Source organism: Mesorhizobium sp. B3-2-1 (assembly GCF_006439515.1).
Taxonomy (GTDB): Bacteria; Pseudomonadota; Alphaproteobacteria; order Rhizobiales; family Rhizobiaceae; genus Mesorhizobium.
In genome coordinates this window covers 90,685-102,388 of sequence record NZ_VFTI01000026.1, presented here as the reverse complement: position 1 = coordinate 102,388, position 11,704 = coordinate 90,685, and the positions used below count along the sequence as shown (strand labels likewise).

Annotated in this window: 16 protein-coding genes and 2 tRNA genes; 10 read left to right on the top strand and 8 right to left on the bottom strand. The window is 63.1% G+C overall.

The features are described 5' to 3' along the window. Window positions 1–240 precede the first annotated feature (240 nt). Together FJW08_RS24185 and FJW08_RS24180 are read right to left on the bottom strand one after the other, a co-directional pair. Window positions 241–317, bottom strand: a tRNA-Arg gene (locus FJW08_RS24185). Window positions 318–364: 47 nt separating this feature from the next. Beyond that, window positions 365–670 carry an ETC complex I subunit gene (locus FJW08_RS24180; RefSeq protein ID WP_015318428.1) on the bottom strand — a complete coding sequence of 102 codons (306 nt, stop codon included), beginning with the start codon at window positions 668–670 and terminating at the stop codon, window positions 365–367. Between the two features lie 124 nt (window positions 671–794). Between FJW08_RS24180 and FJW08_RS24175 the strand changes: the two genes are divergently transcribed. Together FJW08_RS24175 and FJW08_RS24170 are read left to right on the top strand one after the other, a co-directional pair. Beyond that, window positions 795–871: transfer RNA gene (locus FJW08_RS24175), tRNA-Pro, on the top strand. 143 nt (window positions 872–1,014) lie between these two features. Further along, the gene (locus tag FJW08_RS24170; protein WP_227791882.1) at window positions 1,015–1,275 is read left to right on the top strand and encodes a hypothetical protein; all 261 of its coding nucleotides are present in this window, start codon (window positions 1,015–1,017) and stop codon (window positions 1,273–1,275) included. A gap of 233 nt (window positions 1,276–1,508) precedes the next feature. Here FJW08_RS24170 and hdaA read toward each other — a convergent pair whose 3' ends face one another. The 3 genes from hdaA to FJW08_RS24155 form a co-directional block, all read right to left on the bottom strand. Beyond that, the gene (gene hdaA, locus FJW08_RS24165) at window positions 1,509–2,213 is read right to left on the bottom strand and encodes a DnaA regulatory inactivator HdaA (RefSeq protein ID WP_140812590.1); all 705 of its coding nucleotides are present in this window, start codon (window positions 2,211–2,213) and stop codon (window positions 1,509–1,511) included. 1 nt (window position 2,214) lies between these two features. Further along, window positions 2,215–3,390, bottom strand: coding sequence for an AI-2E family transporter (locus FJW08_RS24160; RefSeq protein ID WP_140812591.1), 1,176 nt, complete (start codon window positions 3,388–3,390; stop codon window positions 2,215–2,217). 79 nt (window positions 3,391–3,469) lie between these two features. Continuing rightward, complete coding sequence (locus tag FJW08_RS24155) at window positions 3,470–4,024, bottom strand: CDP-alcohol phosphatidyltransferase family protein (RefSeq protein ID WP_140812582.1); 555 nt, start codon at window positions 4,022–4,024, stop codon at window positions 3,470–3,472. Window positions 4,025–4,233: 209 nt separating this feature from the next. Between FJW08_RS24155 and purM the strand changes: the two genes are divergently transcribed. The 6 genes from purM to FJW08_RS24125 are packed head-to-tail and all read left to right on the top strand — an operon-like array spanning window position 4,234 to window position 7,541. Continuing rightward, window positions 4,234–5,343 (top strand): phosphoribosylformylglycinamidine cyclo-ligase, encoded by a 1,110-nt coding sequence (gene purM, locus FJW08_RS24150; RefSeq protein ID WP_140812581.1) that lies wholly within the window; start codon window positions 4,234–4,236, stop codon window positions 5,341–5,343. Next, entirely contained in the window at window positions 5,340–6,053 is a 714-nt protein-coding gene (gene purN, locus FJW08_RS24145) for a phosphoribosylglycinamide formyltransferase (protein WP_140812580.1), read from the top strand. The genes purM and purN overlap by 4 nt, the downstream gene beginning before the upstream one ends. Before the next feature lie 52 nt (window positions 6,054–6,105). Further along, entirely contained in the window at window positions 6,106–6,381 is a 276-nt protein-coding gene (locus FJW08_RS24140) for a type II toxin-antitoxin system ParD family antitoxin (RefSeq protein WP_140812579.1), read from the top strand. 12 nt (window positions 6,382–6,393) lie between these two features. Continuing rightward, entirely contained in the window at window positions 6,394–6,678 is a 285-nt protein-coding gene (locus FJW08_RS24135) for a type II toxin-antitoxin system RelE/ParE family toxin (protein WP_140812578.1), read from the top strand. 11 nt (window positions 6,679–6,689) lie between these two features. Further along, window positions 6,690–7,022, top strand: a complete 333-nt coding sequence (locus FJW08_RS24130) for a hypothetical protein (protein WP_140812577.1) — start codon at window positions 6,690–6,692, stop codon at window positions 7,020–7,022. A 9-nt stretch (window positions 7,023–7,031) separates the two neighbouring features. Continuing rightward, on the top strand, window positions 7,032–7,541 hold the full coding sequence (locus FJW08_RS24125) for a histidine phosphatase family protein (RefSeq protein WP_140812589.1): 510 nt from the start codon (window positions 7,032–7,034) through the stop codon (window positions 7,539–7,541). 45 nt (window positions 7,542–7,586) lie between these two features. Here the strand turns inward: FJW08_RS24125 and FJW08_RS24120 are convergent, their stop codons facing one another. Next, complete coding sequence (locus FJW08_RS24120) at window positions 7,587–7,829, bottom strand: DUF680 domain-containing protein (protein ID WP_140812576.1); 243 nt, start codon at window positions 7,827–7,829, stop codon at window positions 7,587–7,589. 211 nt (window positions 7,830–8,040) lie between these two features. Continuing rightward, the gene (locus FJW08_RS24115; protein ID WP_140761921.1) at window positions 8,041–8,268 is read right to left on the bottom strand and encodes a DUF680 domain-containing protein; all 228 of its coding nucleotides are present in this window, start codon (window positions 8,266–8,268) and stop codon (window positions 8,041–8,043) included. Window positions 8,269–8,753: 485 nt separating this feature from the next. On the opposite strand from FJW08_RS24115, the gene FJW08_RS24110 reads away from it, so the two are divergent. Both FJW08_RS24110 and FJW08_RS24105 read left to right on the top strand, forming a co-directional pair. Further along, window positions 8,754–9,431, top strand: coding sequence for a response regulator (locus FJW08_RS24110; RefSeq protein WP_140761924.1), 678 nt, complete (start codon window positions 8,754–8,756; stop codon window positions 9,429–9,431). A 12-nt stretch (window positions 9,432–9,443) separates the two neighbouring features. After that, a complete protein-coding gene (locus FJW08_RS24105; protein WP_140812575.1) occupies window positions 9,444–10,802 on the top strand; it encodes a sensor histidine kinase in 1,359 nt (452 codons plus the stop codon). A 23-nt stretch (window positions 10,803–10,825) separates the two neighbouring features. Here the strand turns inward: FJW08_RS24105 and FJW08_RS24100 are convergent, their stop codons facing one another. Beyond that, window positions 10,826–11,704, bottom strand: a complete 879-nt coding sequence (locus FJW08_RS24100) for an ABC transporter permease (protein WP_140812574.1) — start codon at window positions 11,702–11,704, stop codon at window positions 10,826–10,828.

Sequence of the window (11,704 nt, the reverse complement as noted above, 5' to 3'; positions counted from 1 at the left end):
GTGTTGCCCCACCCCGCCGGTCCCCATCGCATTATATGAGGACCCGCGAATACAAGCCCCCGAACGCATGGTTTTGGCCGAAGTTCCAACCGGGCAGATCACGAAATAATTCCAGGGCCGCCGCGCGAACGGACCTGAGGCTCCCGTTCCAGGCTTTCGCCGCACGGCGTTGCGACACTGGCAGCCGAGGGTGAGGAATGGCTGACCCGTGAGGTCATGCGGCGTAAGCCATTGAAATGCTGGCGATCCCGACAGGATTCGAACCTGTGACCATCGGCTTAGAAGGCCGGTGCTCTATCCAGCTGAGCTACGGGACCGCTGGCCGGCCAACGGGCCGGCTGAAATACTTGGCACTGGCCGCCGGTCAATGCGTCCAGGGTGTCCTGCGGTCATAGCGGAAATTCTCCGCATAGGAAATCTGGCGGCGCTTGGTCTCTTTCGGTTCTTCGACACGGAAGGCAAGCCCTTCCTTTTCGGCGTAGGCGACCGCCTCTTCGCGCGTGTCGAAGGTAAGCCTGATCTGGCTTCTCATGTCTCCCGACGTGGTGTAGCCCATCAGCGGGTCGATCTTCTTGCGCATCTCAGGATCGAATTCCAGCACCCAATGGCCGGTCTTGGCCTTGCCGGACTGCATCGCGGTTTTGGCTGGGCTGAAAATGCGCGCGGACATGGCCACCTCTTTGTTGTGCAAGGCGGCATCGCCGCCTCTAGGCCGTCATTACTGCGCATTGGCACCGGCGGCAAGGTTTTTGCACTTGCCATGTAACACCGAAATGAATAGGCAACAGACCGTTCGGAGTGTAGCGCAGGCTGGTAGCGCATCTGGTTTGGGACCAGAGGGTCGGGAGTTCGAATCTCTCCACTCCGACCATTTCTCTTCAAAGTGCGATACCGATGGCACCGAAGGGCTTAGGCCCGCACCGGGGTTTCACCATTTCCGGCTCGCTTCCCTCGCCATTGCCGGCTTAAACTCCGGCAAACGGGGGATTTGCGGTGTTTGGGATCGATGCATGGGTGTCGCTGTTCGGGCCGGCCTATTTTGCCTATGCGGGCGTGGCGATTCCGTTCATGGCGGCGTGGGCAATCGCCTGTGCGGCGCTGGCGATGTGGAACAATCGAGAGAGCCGCAGGCAAGCCAAGCTGGTTCCGGGCATGGCCGCTTCCCGTTCCTGGCCTGCCAGCATCGGGATGTTCGTGCTGGTCGCGGCCTGTTATATCGCGGCGCATTCCGCCGTCTACCTGTTGGTCCGGCATTTCGTCAGAATGTGGCTGTGATTGGCCGCAAGCTCATTGGCTGACAGTGCCATTTCCCGGCGAGCGGTATTCAAGGAAGGCAAGCTCGCCGGGCGAGAACCCCAACCGCCTCATCCCGGCGAGCCTACAACCTGATTTGGAACGCAATCAGGACCGGGGTCAGCCGGCAAGCTCACGCAGCAAGACCTGTGCCAGTCTTGTTTCCCAAAACGGGACTCGGGTCGAGACGGAGAAGCGCTGGAACACTGAAGCCATCAAATCTCGAATTCGCCCTGCCCCTCGTCCATGGCGCTCACGACCTCGGCGGCCAGCGCCCTTGTGATCGGCATCTTGCGCTCCAGCGCGGTGCGATCCAGGCGCTCCACCACACGCATCGCGGTTGCCAGCGAACGTTCGATGCGCCGCACCAGATACTGCACGACATGCGGCTCGACCTCGACCTGCCGGTCGGCGAACAGCTTGGTGATGACGCCGGCGAGCAAGAGATCGTCGGGCTCGTGGATCTCGACGGTTGCCGCCGCCTTCAGCCGCGAGGCGAGATCGGGTAGCTTGACGCCCCAGGCCGACGGAAAGCGCCGCGCCGTCAAAAGCAGCGTCGAGCCGGCGCCGCGCACGGCATTGATCAAATGAAACAGGCCTTGCTCATCGACCACGCCGTTATCGATATCGTCGATCAGCGCCGGCCGCGCGCCGAGATTGGCGATGCTGTCACCCATGCGCCCGACGTCGAGGGCCAGCGCATTGGCGCGGGCACGCCAGATCGAGGCCAGATGCGTTTTGCCCGAACCAGCCGGGCCCGCCAGCACCACCACTGGTGCTGGCCAATCCGGCCAGCGGTCGACCAGCGCGGCCGCCTGGTTGTTGGTGCCGGAGACGACCAACTCGTCGCGCGAGTAACCGGTGCCGTGGCCGAGATCGAGCGGCAGCTGGCGCGGCGGATCTGTTCGCTGGGCGGTCACTTCAGCGACGCGGTTGCGTGCGATGGCCGCCACCGCGATCGGCCGGCAATGGCGGCGCTGATTCTGTTGCATGGCCCTTGTAGAGTGGCGATTCCAGATAGCGGGCGATGGCAAACCGCACCAGGACGGCTACCGCCGCGGACGCCGGAACGGCAATCAAAAGCCCGACAAAACCGAACAGCGCGCCGAAGGCGAACAGCGCGAACATGAGCCACACCGGATGCAGACCGACGCTTTTGCCGACCAGCCTGGGCTGCAGGATGTTGCCTTCGATGAACTGGCCGATAAAGAAGACCACGGCAACGGCGACGATCATCGTCCAGTCCGGCCAGAACTGGACGAAGGCAACGCCGACGGCCAGCACCAGCCCGGTCAATGAGCCGACATAGGGGATGAAGGAGATCAGCCCGGCGAACAGTCCGATGAGGATGGCGAAGTTCAGCCCCGTCAGCGTCAGGCCGGTGGCATACATGGCGGCCAGCACAAGGCAGAGCGTGCCCTGCCCGCGCACGAAGCCGGCGGTCGCGGTGTTGATATCGCGCGCGATGGCGCGCACCGTCGCCACGTTGTCGCGCGGCACCCAGCTGTCGATGACCGCCACCATGCGATCCCAGTCGAGCAGCATGTAGAAGGCAACCACGGGCGTCACCACGAACAGGCTGACCACCGAGACCAGCGCCACGCCCGAACTCCAGATCGAGGTGAAAACCGTGGTGAGCAGGCCGAAGCCCGAGGTCAGCAACGAGTTCAACCCGTCGCGCAGACCATTGGCGTTGACGCCGAATTTCTGTTCCAGCCATTTCGGATCAAAGGAGGTGATCAGGCCTTGCAGCCGGGTCAGGTATTCCGGCAGCTTGCCGGCGAAATCAGCCATCTGCGTCGCCAGCACCGGAATGAGGATGACGAAGGCCAGCACCAGCACGATCAGGAAGGCGACGAGGATGACCACCGTCGCCATGAAGCGGCTGAGGCCGAGCCGCTGCAGCCGGTCGGCGACCGGATCGAGAAAATAGGCAAGCACCATGCCGGCGACGAAGGGCAGCAGGATGGCGCTGAAGACATAAAGAAAAAGCGCCAGGATCGCGGCACCCGCCAGCCAGAAGAAGATCTGCCGGCGGAACGTGGCCGACGCCTCGGCCTCCGCCGCCGTCTCGCCGGCCGGCACGACGACGACCATCTGGTCGTCGACGGTCTTGTCCCGCGCCACCGTTTTGCGGGCGGCCGGCTTGCGGGCAGCCTTGCTGTCGTTGGGCTTGTCAGCCCGGTTTACCGCCTTCGCCATAGCCGCTCATATGCCTCAGCCAAGCCACGAGATAGGCCGCGGCCGAAGCCACGGTCAAGACCCCGGACAGCAATATGAGGTTGGGCCGCAGAGGGTCGAGATGGACGGCAAAGGCGAGTTCGCCCAGCACAACCGCCGCCAGCACGATCTGTATGGCGGTATTGGCCTTCGACACCAGAAACGGTTTTATCTCGACCGGATGGCCGATCACCGTGGACAACAGGACCGCGCACACGATCAGCGCGTCGCGCGACACCATGGTGACGACCAGCCACAGCGGCAATTGCCCGATGAAGCCCATGACGATGAACACTGAAACCAAAAGCAGCTTGTCGGCGATCGGATCGAGATAGGCGCCGAATCTGGACTGCTGGTTGAAGCGGCGGGCGATGAAGCCGTCGACGCCGTCGGAAACGCCGGCAACGACGAAGCCGGCAAAAGCCCATTCCCAACGCGCCTGCAACATGGCCAGCACCACGGCAGGCACCAGCACAAAGCGCAGGATGGTGATCAGGTTGGGGATGGTCAACGCATTGTCCCGCCGTATTATGCCTCGAGATAGATGAGGGAGATGGAAGGCCGAGGCAAGGGAGAAGCAGGATGGGCCAGCAGCAGACGCAGCGTGCGATGCGCCGGCTATCCACGCTTTTGTCAACCAAACGGCGCCCGGTTCGGCCGTTATCCTTGCGGACCGAAACCGTTCATGCGAAGAGCCCGCAAACGAGCAGGAACATTGCGATGAGCAAGCGCGAAACCGGCCAGCATAAAACGGGCCAGAACAAAACGGCCAAGCGCAGAAACGGGCTCACCTATGCCGAGGCCGGCGTCGACATCGATGCCGGCAATCTCATGGTGGAGAAGATCAAGCCGCTGGTGCGCGCGACGCGCCGGCCAGGCGCGGATGGCGAGATCGGCGGCTTCGGCGGCCTGTTCGATCTCAAGGCGGCCGGTTTCACCGATCCGGTGCTGGTCGCCGCCAATGACGGTGTCGGCACCAAACTCAAGATCGCCATCGATGCGGGAAAACACGACACCATCGGCATCGACCTCGTCGCCATGTGCGTCAACGACATCGTCGTGCAGGGCGCGGAGCCGTTGTTCTTCCTCGACTATTTCGCCACCGGCAAACTCGATCCCGACCAGGGCGCCGCGATCGTCGGCGGCATCGCGCAGGGTTGCCGGCAGGCCGGCTGCGCGCTGATCGGCGGCGAGACCGCCGAAATGCCCGGCATGTATCACGGCAAGGACTATGACCTTGCCGGCTTTGCGGTGGGCGCGGCCGAACGCGGGCAGCTTTTGCCGACCGACGACATCGTCGAGGGCGACGTGCTGCTCGGCCTTGCCTCCTCCGGCGTTCATTCCAACGGTTTTTCCCTGGTGCGCCGCATCGTTGCCGCCAGCGGCCTGGCGTGGAGCGATCCGGCGCCGTTCAACGACGAGGCAACGCTGGCCGAGGCGCTGCTCGAGCCGACCCGCATCTATGTGAAATCGCTCCTCAAGGCGATCCGCAACACGCATGGCATCAAGGCGCTGGCGCACATCACTGGCGGCGGCTTCCCGGAAAACATCCCGCGCGTGCTGCCCAAGGATTTCTCGGCCGAGCTCGATCTCGAAGCCATCGACGTGCCGCCCGTGTTCTCCTGGCTGGCCAAGACCGGCGGCGTGGCGCCGGAGGAGATGATGCGCACTTTCAACTGCGGTATCGGCATGATTTTGGCTGTCGCTTCGGGCCAGGCGGCGCAGGTCGCAGCAGTGCTGCAGGAGGCTGGCGAGACGGTGACGCCAATCGGCCGCATCGTGCCGCGCCGCGACGCCGGCGTCATCTATCGTGGCTCGATCGGCCTATGAGCGCGCGGAGGAAACGCACAGTCGTTCTGATTTCGGGGCGCGGCTCCAACATGACCGCGCTGATCGCGGCGGCCAGCGACCCGGCCTTCCCGGCCGAGATCGTCGGCGTCATCTCCGACAAGGCGGACGCCGCCGGCCTCGTCATCGCCAGGGCACGCGGCATCGCCACACAGGTCATTTCCCGCGCCGACCACGGCAGCAAGCAGGCGCATGACGCAGCGATCGACGCGGCACTCGCGGCCTTCAACGCCGAGATCGTGGCGCTGGCCGGCTATATGCGCATCCTGACCCCCGGCTTTGTCCAGAAATGGCAGGGCCGCATGATCAACATCCACCCTGCCCTGCTGCCGGCCTTCAAAGGGCTCGATACCCATACCCGCGCGCTGGCCGCCGGCATCCGCATCCATGGCTGCACGGTTCATTTCGTGACATCCGAGATGGATGACGGCCCGATCATCGCCCAGGCGGCGGTGCCGGTGATGGTCGGCGACAATGCCGATACGCTGGCTGCCCGGGTGCTGAAGGCCGAGCATCGGCTCTATCCGCTGGCGCTGGGGCTGGTGGCCGAAGGCAAGGCGCGCATGGAGGCGGGCCGCGCCGTGCTTGCCCACTTCGCCGACGATGCCGACAACGGCACCTCGATGGTGATGGCGCCCGACCCGCTGCGCGAGGAAGCCGATCTCGAGCATCTGGCGCGGATCACGCCCTAACCTTGAGGATGGTAGCAAATATTGCTACTTTCCAATCAAGGAGACAAGTTCAATGACGACAGTCGAGAAAGTCAGCGTAGCGCTTTCCCCTGAATTGCTGGAGATGGTCAAAGACGCCGTCGGCAGCGGTCGCTATGGATCGGCAAGCGAAGTGATCCGCGAGGCGCTGCGCGAGTGGCGCCTGCGCCAGCCGCTTCGCGAAGCCGAAGTGGAGCGATTGCGCAAGGCTTGGACGGAGGGGCTGGAGAGCGGTCCATTTTCTGCTTTTGATGTCGAGGACATCAAGCGGAAGGCCCGCGGCCGGCTCGTTGACGCCGCCAAGAAATAGCCTGTGGCAAGAATGCCGATCATCCGCAGCCCGGCGGCGGAAAATGATCTTGTCGATATCTGGCTTGCCATCGCCGAGGGCAGCCCGCGTGCCGCAGACCATTTTCTGGATGCTATCGCCGAGCGCATCCAGCAGCTTGCTGCCTTTCCCGAATCTGGACCTCGCAGACCCGGAATCAGCGTCGACGCCAGAGCATTGACCATTGGCAACTATCTAATCCTCTATCGCCCATCCGGAGGACAGATCGAAATCGTGCGCATCGTGCATGGTGCGCGCGATGTCTCGACGCTGCTTTAGGATCGAACCCCTTGGATATCTTTGACAGCGCAATTCGAACAAAAGGTGATCTTGCCGGTGTCTTCGAATACGATGAGACCGATGGACCACAAAACGCTACGGCCTATTTCTATCTGAGCGAGATCAAGGGCCAGGCGTTTGGACCGATCGTCGCCAGCATTCATATTCAATCAGGCGCGTGGGCGATCACCGAGGCAGATGTCGCCGTTAGGTGGGATCGGAACGAGCAATTTGTAGGCCTGTTCATCTTCGGCACCTTGGCGGCGGCCTTTGATGCTACCACGGGCGCGAGGTATGGTGGGGGACATGGCAAGGATTTCAATGCCGACATTTCCTGGTCCTGAGCAATGCCGATGAAACAGCTGCTCCTCTTACGCCACGCCAAATCGAGCTGGGACGATCCTGACCTCGATGATTTTGACCGGCCGCTCGATGAACGTGGGTTGACGGCAGCCCGATTGATCGGCCGCGAGCTTGCCGCGCGCGGGTGGCTTGCGGACCTGGCATTGGTGTCGCCGGCGATGCGCGCCCGCGATACGTGGCGGCTGGTCGCCGCGGAACTGCCCGTGCATCCCCGGGTCGCGTTCGCCGAGGCGCTCTACGATGCTTCAGCGGCGGATATTCTGAGCGAGATACGCAAAGCAGACCCGTCGAGCGGCTGCCTGGTGGTTCTCGGCCACAATCCAGGGCTTGAGGACCTGGCAAAACAACTTGCCGGACCGGGATCGGAGGCGAAGGCGCGCAAGAGGCTCGAGGAAAAGTTTCCGACAGCGGCTCTCGCGCGCTTCGTCCTTGAAGATGACTGGTCCGGCCTGACGTCCGCGCGGCTGACACATTGCCTGCGGCCGAAGGAGCTGAGCTAGAAATCCTGGCGGGTGCGACAGACCAGACCTGCCGCCTCCCTGACATCAGTTGCCCCAGATGCCCTGGCCGGGCTCCGGCCAGTCGGTTGCGGGCTTCATCTTGGTGTCGGCAGCCTTGTGCGCGGTCATATTCGTGTTGCTGTCGACGGCGCCGGTGACGGTGTGATCCACGCCGGCGACCGGGGCGACCGGCTGGTTGGCATTGTCGGAGCCATAGTGGTCGCTGCCGGCGAACGCACCTCCGGTTGCGATGAGGATAGCGGCGGTGGCGAGAGCAAGTCTGTTCATTTCAATCTCCTGGTTCATCCGTTGGGCGGCGTCTTGGGAGGACGGTTCCGCTGAGGAGAGGACCAGAAGCAGCCTGGGTTTATTCCTGAACGTGAGATTTTTTTGCCGACTGCGAAGATCGGCTGATAAGACCAACGCCCTGGGCTCATCCAAAAAACAAGAGCGGCGGGCCAGGCCCATCGCTCTTTGTCATCACGCGATGCTTGAAGGATTAGCGGCCCCAGATGCCCTGGCCCGACTGAGCCGGAACCTTGGCATTGGCGTCAGCCTGCGCCTTGTCCGTCTTCAGGATCGAACCGGTGCGGAGGGTGTCGACGTTGGAGGTCGACTGGGTGGCAACCGGCTGGTTGGCGTTGTTGGAGCCGTAGTTGTCGCTGCCGGCAAAAGCCGTGCCCGTGGCAACGAGGATAGCAGCAGCGGTAAGAGCGATCTTGGTCATTTATTTACTCCAGAATTTCTTTGTTCTGTCCGTCTAGTGGCGTGCCCTTGGGAGGATTTCGTGTCGCTCGGACCACTCCCAGATGGGGAAGGCCTTCTGGGATTACCAGTCGCACCGGCTTTGCAGTATTTCGTCATATTATGGACAATGCATATTGCATTGCAGCATTTAAGATCTGATTTATCAAACGTTTTCAACCCATTAGCGTTGAGCCCTCGGATGCAAACGTCGGCAGATCGGGGACTATTGTTCACCATTTGCGGTACAATCCGTCAACTAGAACCGAACCGTTCGGTTCGATTAGTGTCCTGAAGGGCATCTGAGCCGGCGAAAAACCGTCGCCGGCCGTGGCCAAGCCGCATTTGCCTTGTGTTGCGATCGATACTATCGATCATTTCGGATCCCATTGGCGAACGGGATCGACGATCGAGCCCGAGACGGCCCGTTGAGACCGAAAGCGGGCGGATGCTGGAACGGCAATAGACATGCGATTGCTGCTTGTGGAGGACAATCGCGAACTGGCGGACTGGCTGGGCAAGACCTTGCGCCAGGCGAACTACGTCGTCGACATCGTCCATGACGGCGAGGATGTCGAGCATGCGCTTGCCGCCGGCGACCACGCGCTTGTCATTCTCGATCTTGCGCTGCCTCGCATGGGCGGACTGGAAGTGCTGCGCATGCTGCGAACGCGTGGCAACCGGGTGCCGGTGATCGTACTGACCGCCAATGCCAGCCTCGATGGCCGGGTTAAAGGCCTCAACGAAGGCGCCGACGACTATCTGGCGAAGCCCTTCCAGATCGAAGAGCTCGAAGCACGCATCCGCGTCCAACTGCGCCGCGCCAATGACCGGAAGGCCCCCGTAGTTGCCTGCGGCGACCTCGTCTTCGACACCAACACCAGGCTGTTCTCGCTGAGCGGCGAGACACTCGCATTGACGCCGCGCGAACATGCCGTGCTCGAGCAATTGATGATCAAGGCGGGACGCACGGTGAGCAAGGCCGCCTTGTCCGCGGCGATCTATGATTTCGAGACCGATGCCGATCCAAGCGCCATCGAGATCTATGTGCATCGTGTGCGCAAGAAGCTTGAAGGCTCGCGCGTCCAGATCACAACTTTGCGTGGTCTCGGCTATCTCTTGCGCCACGATGATCTGGCGTCATGAGGATTTGGCGCCATGAGGACTAACAGCCTGCGCCTGCAATTGCTGGCCTGGGTCGTGCTCCCCCTCGCCGGGCTTGCGACCATCAATCTGTGGACCAGCCAGCGCAACGCTCTGGCGACCGCCGATTTGGTCACCGACCGCATGCTGGTCGGATCGGCACGGATGATCGCCGAGCAGGTCACAATGACCGACGGAGTGATCAACGCCACGGTGCCGCCGGCAGCGCTCGAGATGTTCGACACCGGCGACCGCGACAGGGTCTACTACGGTGTCGAAGCCGCGGGGGGACGGCTGTTGACCGGCTATCCCGGGCTGCCCAACACGCCCGGACACCCCAGTATGGAAGCGACCTATCGCGACCAGGCGCTGCGGCTGCTGACCTTTACGCACGCGGTGGTCGGCGCCGGCGAAGACTCGCCGATATCCGTCACCGTCGGCGTCACGCTTTTCGGTCACGACGCGATGGTGCGGCGTCTCTGGTTCAGCGCCTTCACCCAGCAACTGGCGCTGGTGGCGATTGCCGGCGTCTTCGTGCTGCTCGGCCTGCGGCGAGGGCTGGCGCCACTCATCAGGCTGCGCGACGCGGTGCGTTCCCCGAAACGCAGCGAACTCGATCCCATCGAAGTCGCCGGTGCGCAGAGCGAAATCCGACCGCTGGTCGATGCACTCAACGCCTATATGGAACGGGTGCGGGCGCAGATGGCGGCGCAGCGCCGTTTCATCGCCAATGCCGCGCATCAACTGCGCACGCCGCTGGCGCTGTTGTCGACGCAAGCGAGCTACGCGCTACGCGAAACCGCTGTCGATGCACGCCGCGAAGCGCTTGTCGCCCTGCAGGCAAGCTCCGCCCGGTTGGCGCGGCTGGCCGAGCAGCTCCTGACCTTGTCGCGCGCTGAACCAGGCAGCCGGCGACCGCGCGCCGACCGCATCGACCTGACGCAAGCCGCACGCCAAGTGCTGGAAACCCATGCGCCGAGGGCCATCGATCGCAACATCGATCTCGGTCTCGATGAGACTGGCGCCGTACCGGTCATCGGCGACGGTACGATGCTGCGGGAGATGATCGTCAACCTCGTCGACAACGCGCTGCGCTACACACCGGCAGGCGGCACCGTCACCGTCAAGATCGCCGCCGCCGATGGCGAGGCCGTGCTGACGGTCACCGACGACGGGCCAGGCATACCCGCCGACGAGCGCGACCATGTCTTCGAGCGCTTCTACCGGCTGGCCGGCGCGACCGACGAAGGCAGCGGCCTCGGACTCGCCATCGTGCGCGAGGTGGTGGAAAATGCCAGCGGCCGCGTCACCCTTGCGGATGGCGCGGCCGGCGGCCTGGTGGTCGAGGTGCGTCTGCCATTGGCCGGCGGCTAAGGGCCTTGCCCGGTCGGATCTGCTTACTGCGTCTCGTGCAAAGGCTGCGGACGCCATTTCGCCAGCCGGTTCTCGACCATGGTCATCAGATATTCCGCGCCCAGCGCCACCACCATGATGATGACGATCGCGGCATACATGCCTGCGGCATCGAAGGAACCCTTGGCGATGTTGATCAAGAGCCCGATGCCGTAGCGTGAGCCGACGAACTCGCCGACGATGGCGCCGATGATGGCGAAGCCGAAGCTGACGTGCAGGCTGGCGAAGATCCAGCTCATCGCCGACGGCACGATCACCGAACGGGTCAGCTGCCAGTCGGAGGCGCCGAGGATACGGGCATTGGCGATCATCGCACGATCTGCCTCGCGCACGCCCTGGAAGGCGTTGTGGAAGACGACGAAGAACACCATGACGAAGGCCAGCGCCACTTTCGAAGCGAGGCCAAGGCCAAGGATCATGATGAAGATCGGCGCCAGCACCACGCGAGGGATGGAGTTGATCACCTTGATGTAGATGGAAAAGATGTCGGCGGCCATGCGGTTGCGGCCAAGCGCGACGCCGATGAGGATGCCGGCAACCGAGCCTGTGACGAAGCCGAGGACGGACTCCTCCATCGTGACATAGAGATGGTACCAGAGCGGCCCTTCGGACGTGCCTTCCGTCATCCACTCATAGAGCCTTTGCGCGATCGCGCTTGGCGTGGCGTAGAAGAACGGATCGATCCAGGCCTTGCGCCCGGCGATTTCCCAGGCGGCGAGGAAGACGATGAGGATGGCATACCGCCAGAAGATCACCGTGCGGCGGCGATGCTGCGCGGCCTTGGCGGCTGCGGCTTCTATTTCGGCGTCTGAGGTTCCTGGCCTGAAGCCTCCTGCCCTGATGTCGATGGCGGCATCGGTCAT

What these genes read in the sequence shown, in the direction of transcription:
- FJW08_RS24180 (WP_015318428.1), bottom strand. Translation starts at nt 670, where the DNA reads ATGTCCGCGCGCATTTTCAGCCCAGCCAAAACCGCGATGCAGTCCGGC.
- FJW08_RS24160 (WP_140812591.1), bottom strand. Translation starts at nt 3,390, where the DNA reads ATGGTCGTCGTCGTGCCGGCCGGCGAGACGGCGGCGGAGGCCGAGGCG.
- purM (WP_140812581.1), top strand. Translation starts at nt 4,234, where the DNA reads ATGAGCAAGCGCGAAACCGGCCAGCATAAAACGGGCCAGAACAAAACG.
- purN (WP_140812580.1), top strand. Translation starts at nt 5,340, where the DNA reads ATGAGCGCGCGGAGGAAACGCACAGTCGTTCTGATTTCGGGGCGCGGC.
- FJW08_RS24140 (WP_140812579.1), top strand. Translation starts at nt 6,106, where the DNA reads ATGACGACAGTCGAGAAAGTCAGCGTAGCGCTTTCCCCTGAATTGCTG.
- FJW08_RS24135 (WP_140812578.1), top strand. Translation starts at nt 6,394, where the DNA reads ATGCCGATCATCCGCAGCCCGGCGGCGGAAAATGATCTTGTCGATATC.
- FJW08_RS24125 (WP_140812589.1), top strand. Translation starts at nt 7,032, where the DNA reads ATGAAACAGCTGCTCCTCTTACGCCACGCCAAATCGAGCTGGGACGAT.
- FJW08_RS24120 (WP_140812576.1), bottom strand. Translation starts at nt 7,829, where the DNA reads ATGAACAGACTTGCTCTCGCCACCGCCGCTATCCTCATCGCAACCGGA.
- FJW08_RS24115 (WP_140761921.1), bottom strand. Translation starts at nt 8,268, where the DNA reads ATGACCAAGATCGCTCTTACCGCTGCTGCTATCCTCGTTGCCACGGGC.
- FJW08_RS24110 (WP_140761924.1), top strand. Translation starts at nt 8,754, where the DNA reads ATGCGATTGCTGCTTGTGGAGGACAATCGCGAACTGGCGGACTGGCTG.
- FJW08_RS24105 (WP_140812575.1), top strand. Translation starts at nt 9,444, where the DNA reads ATGAGGACTAACAGCCTGCGCCTGCAATTGCTGGCCTGGGTCGTGCTC.
- FJW08_RS24100 (WP_140812574.1), bottom strand. Translation starts at nt 11,704, where the DNA reads ATGACCGATGCCGCCATCGACATCAGGGCAGGAGGCTTCAGGCCAGGA.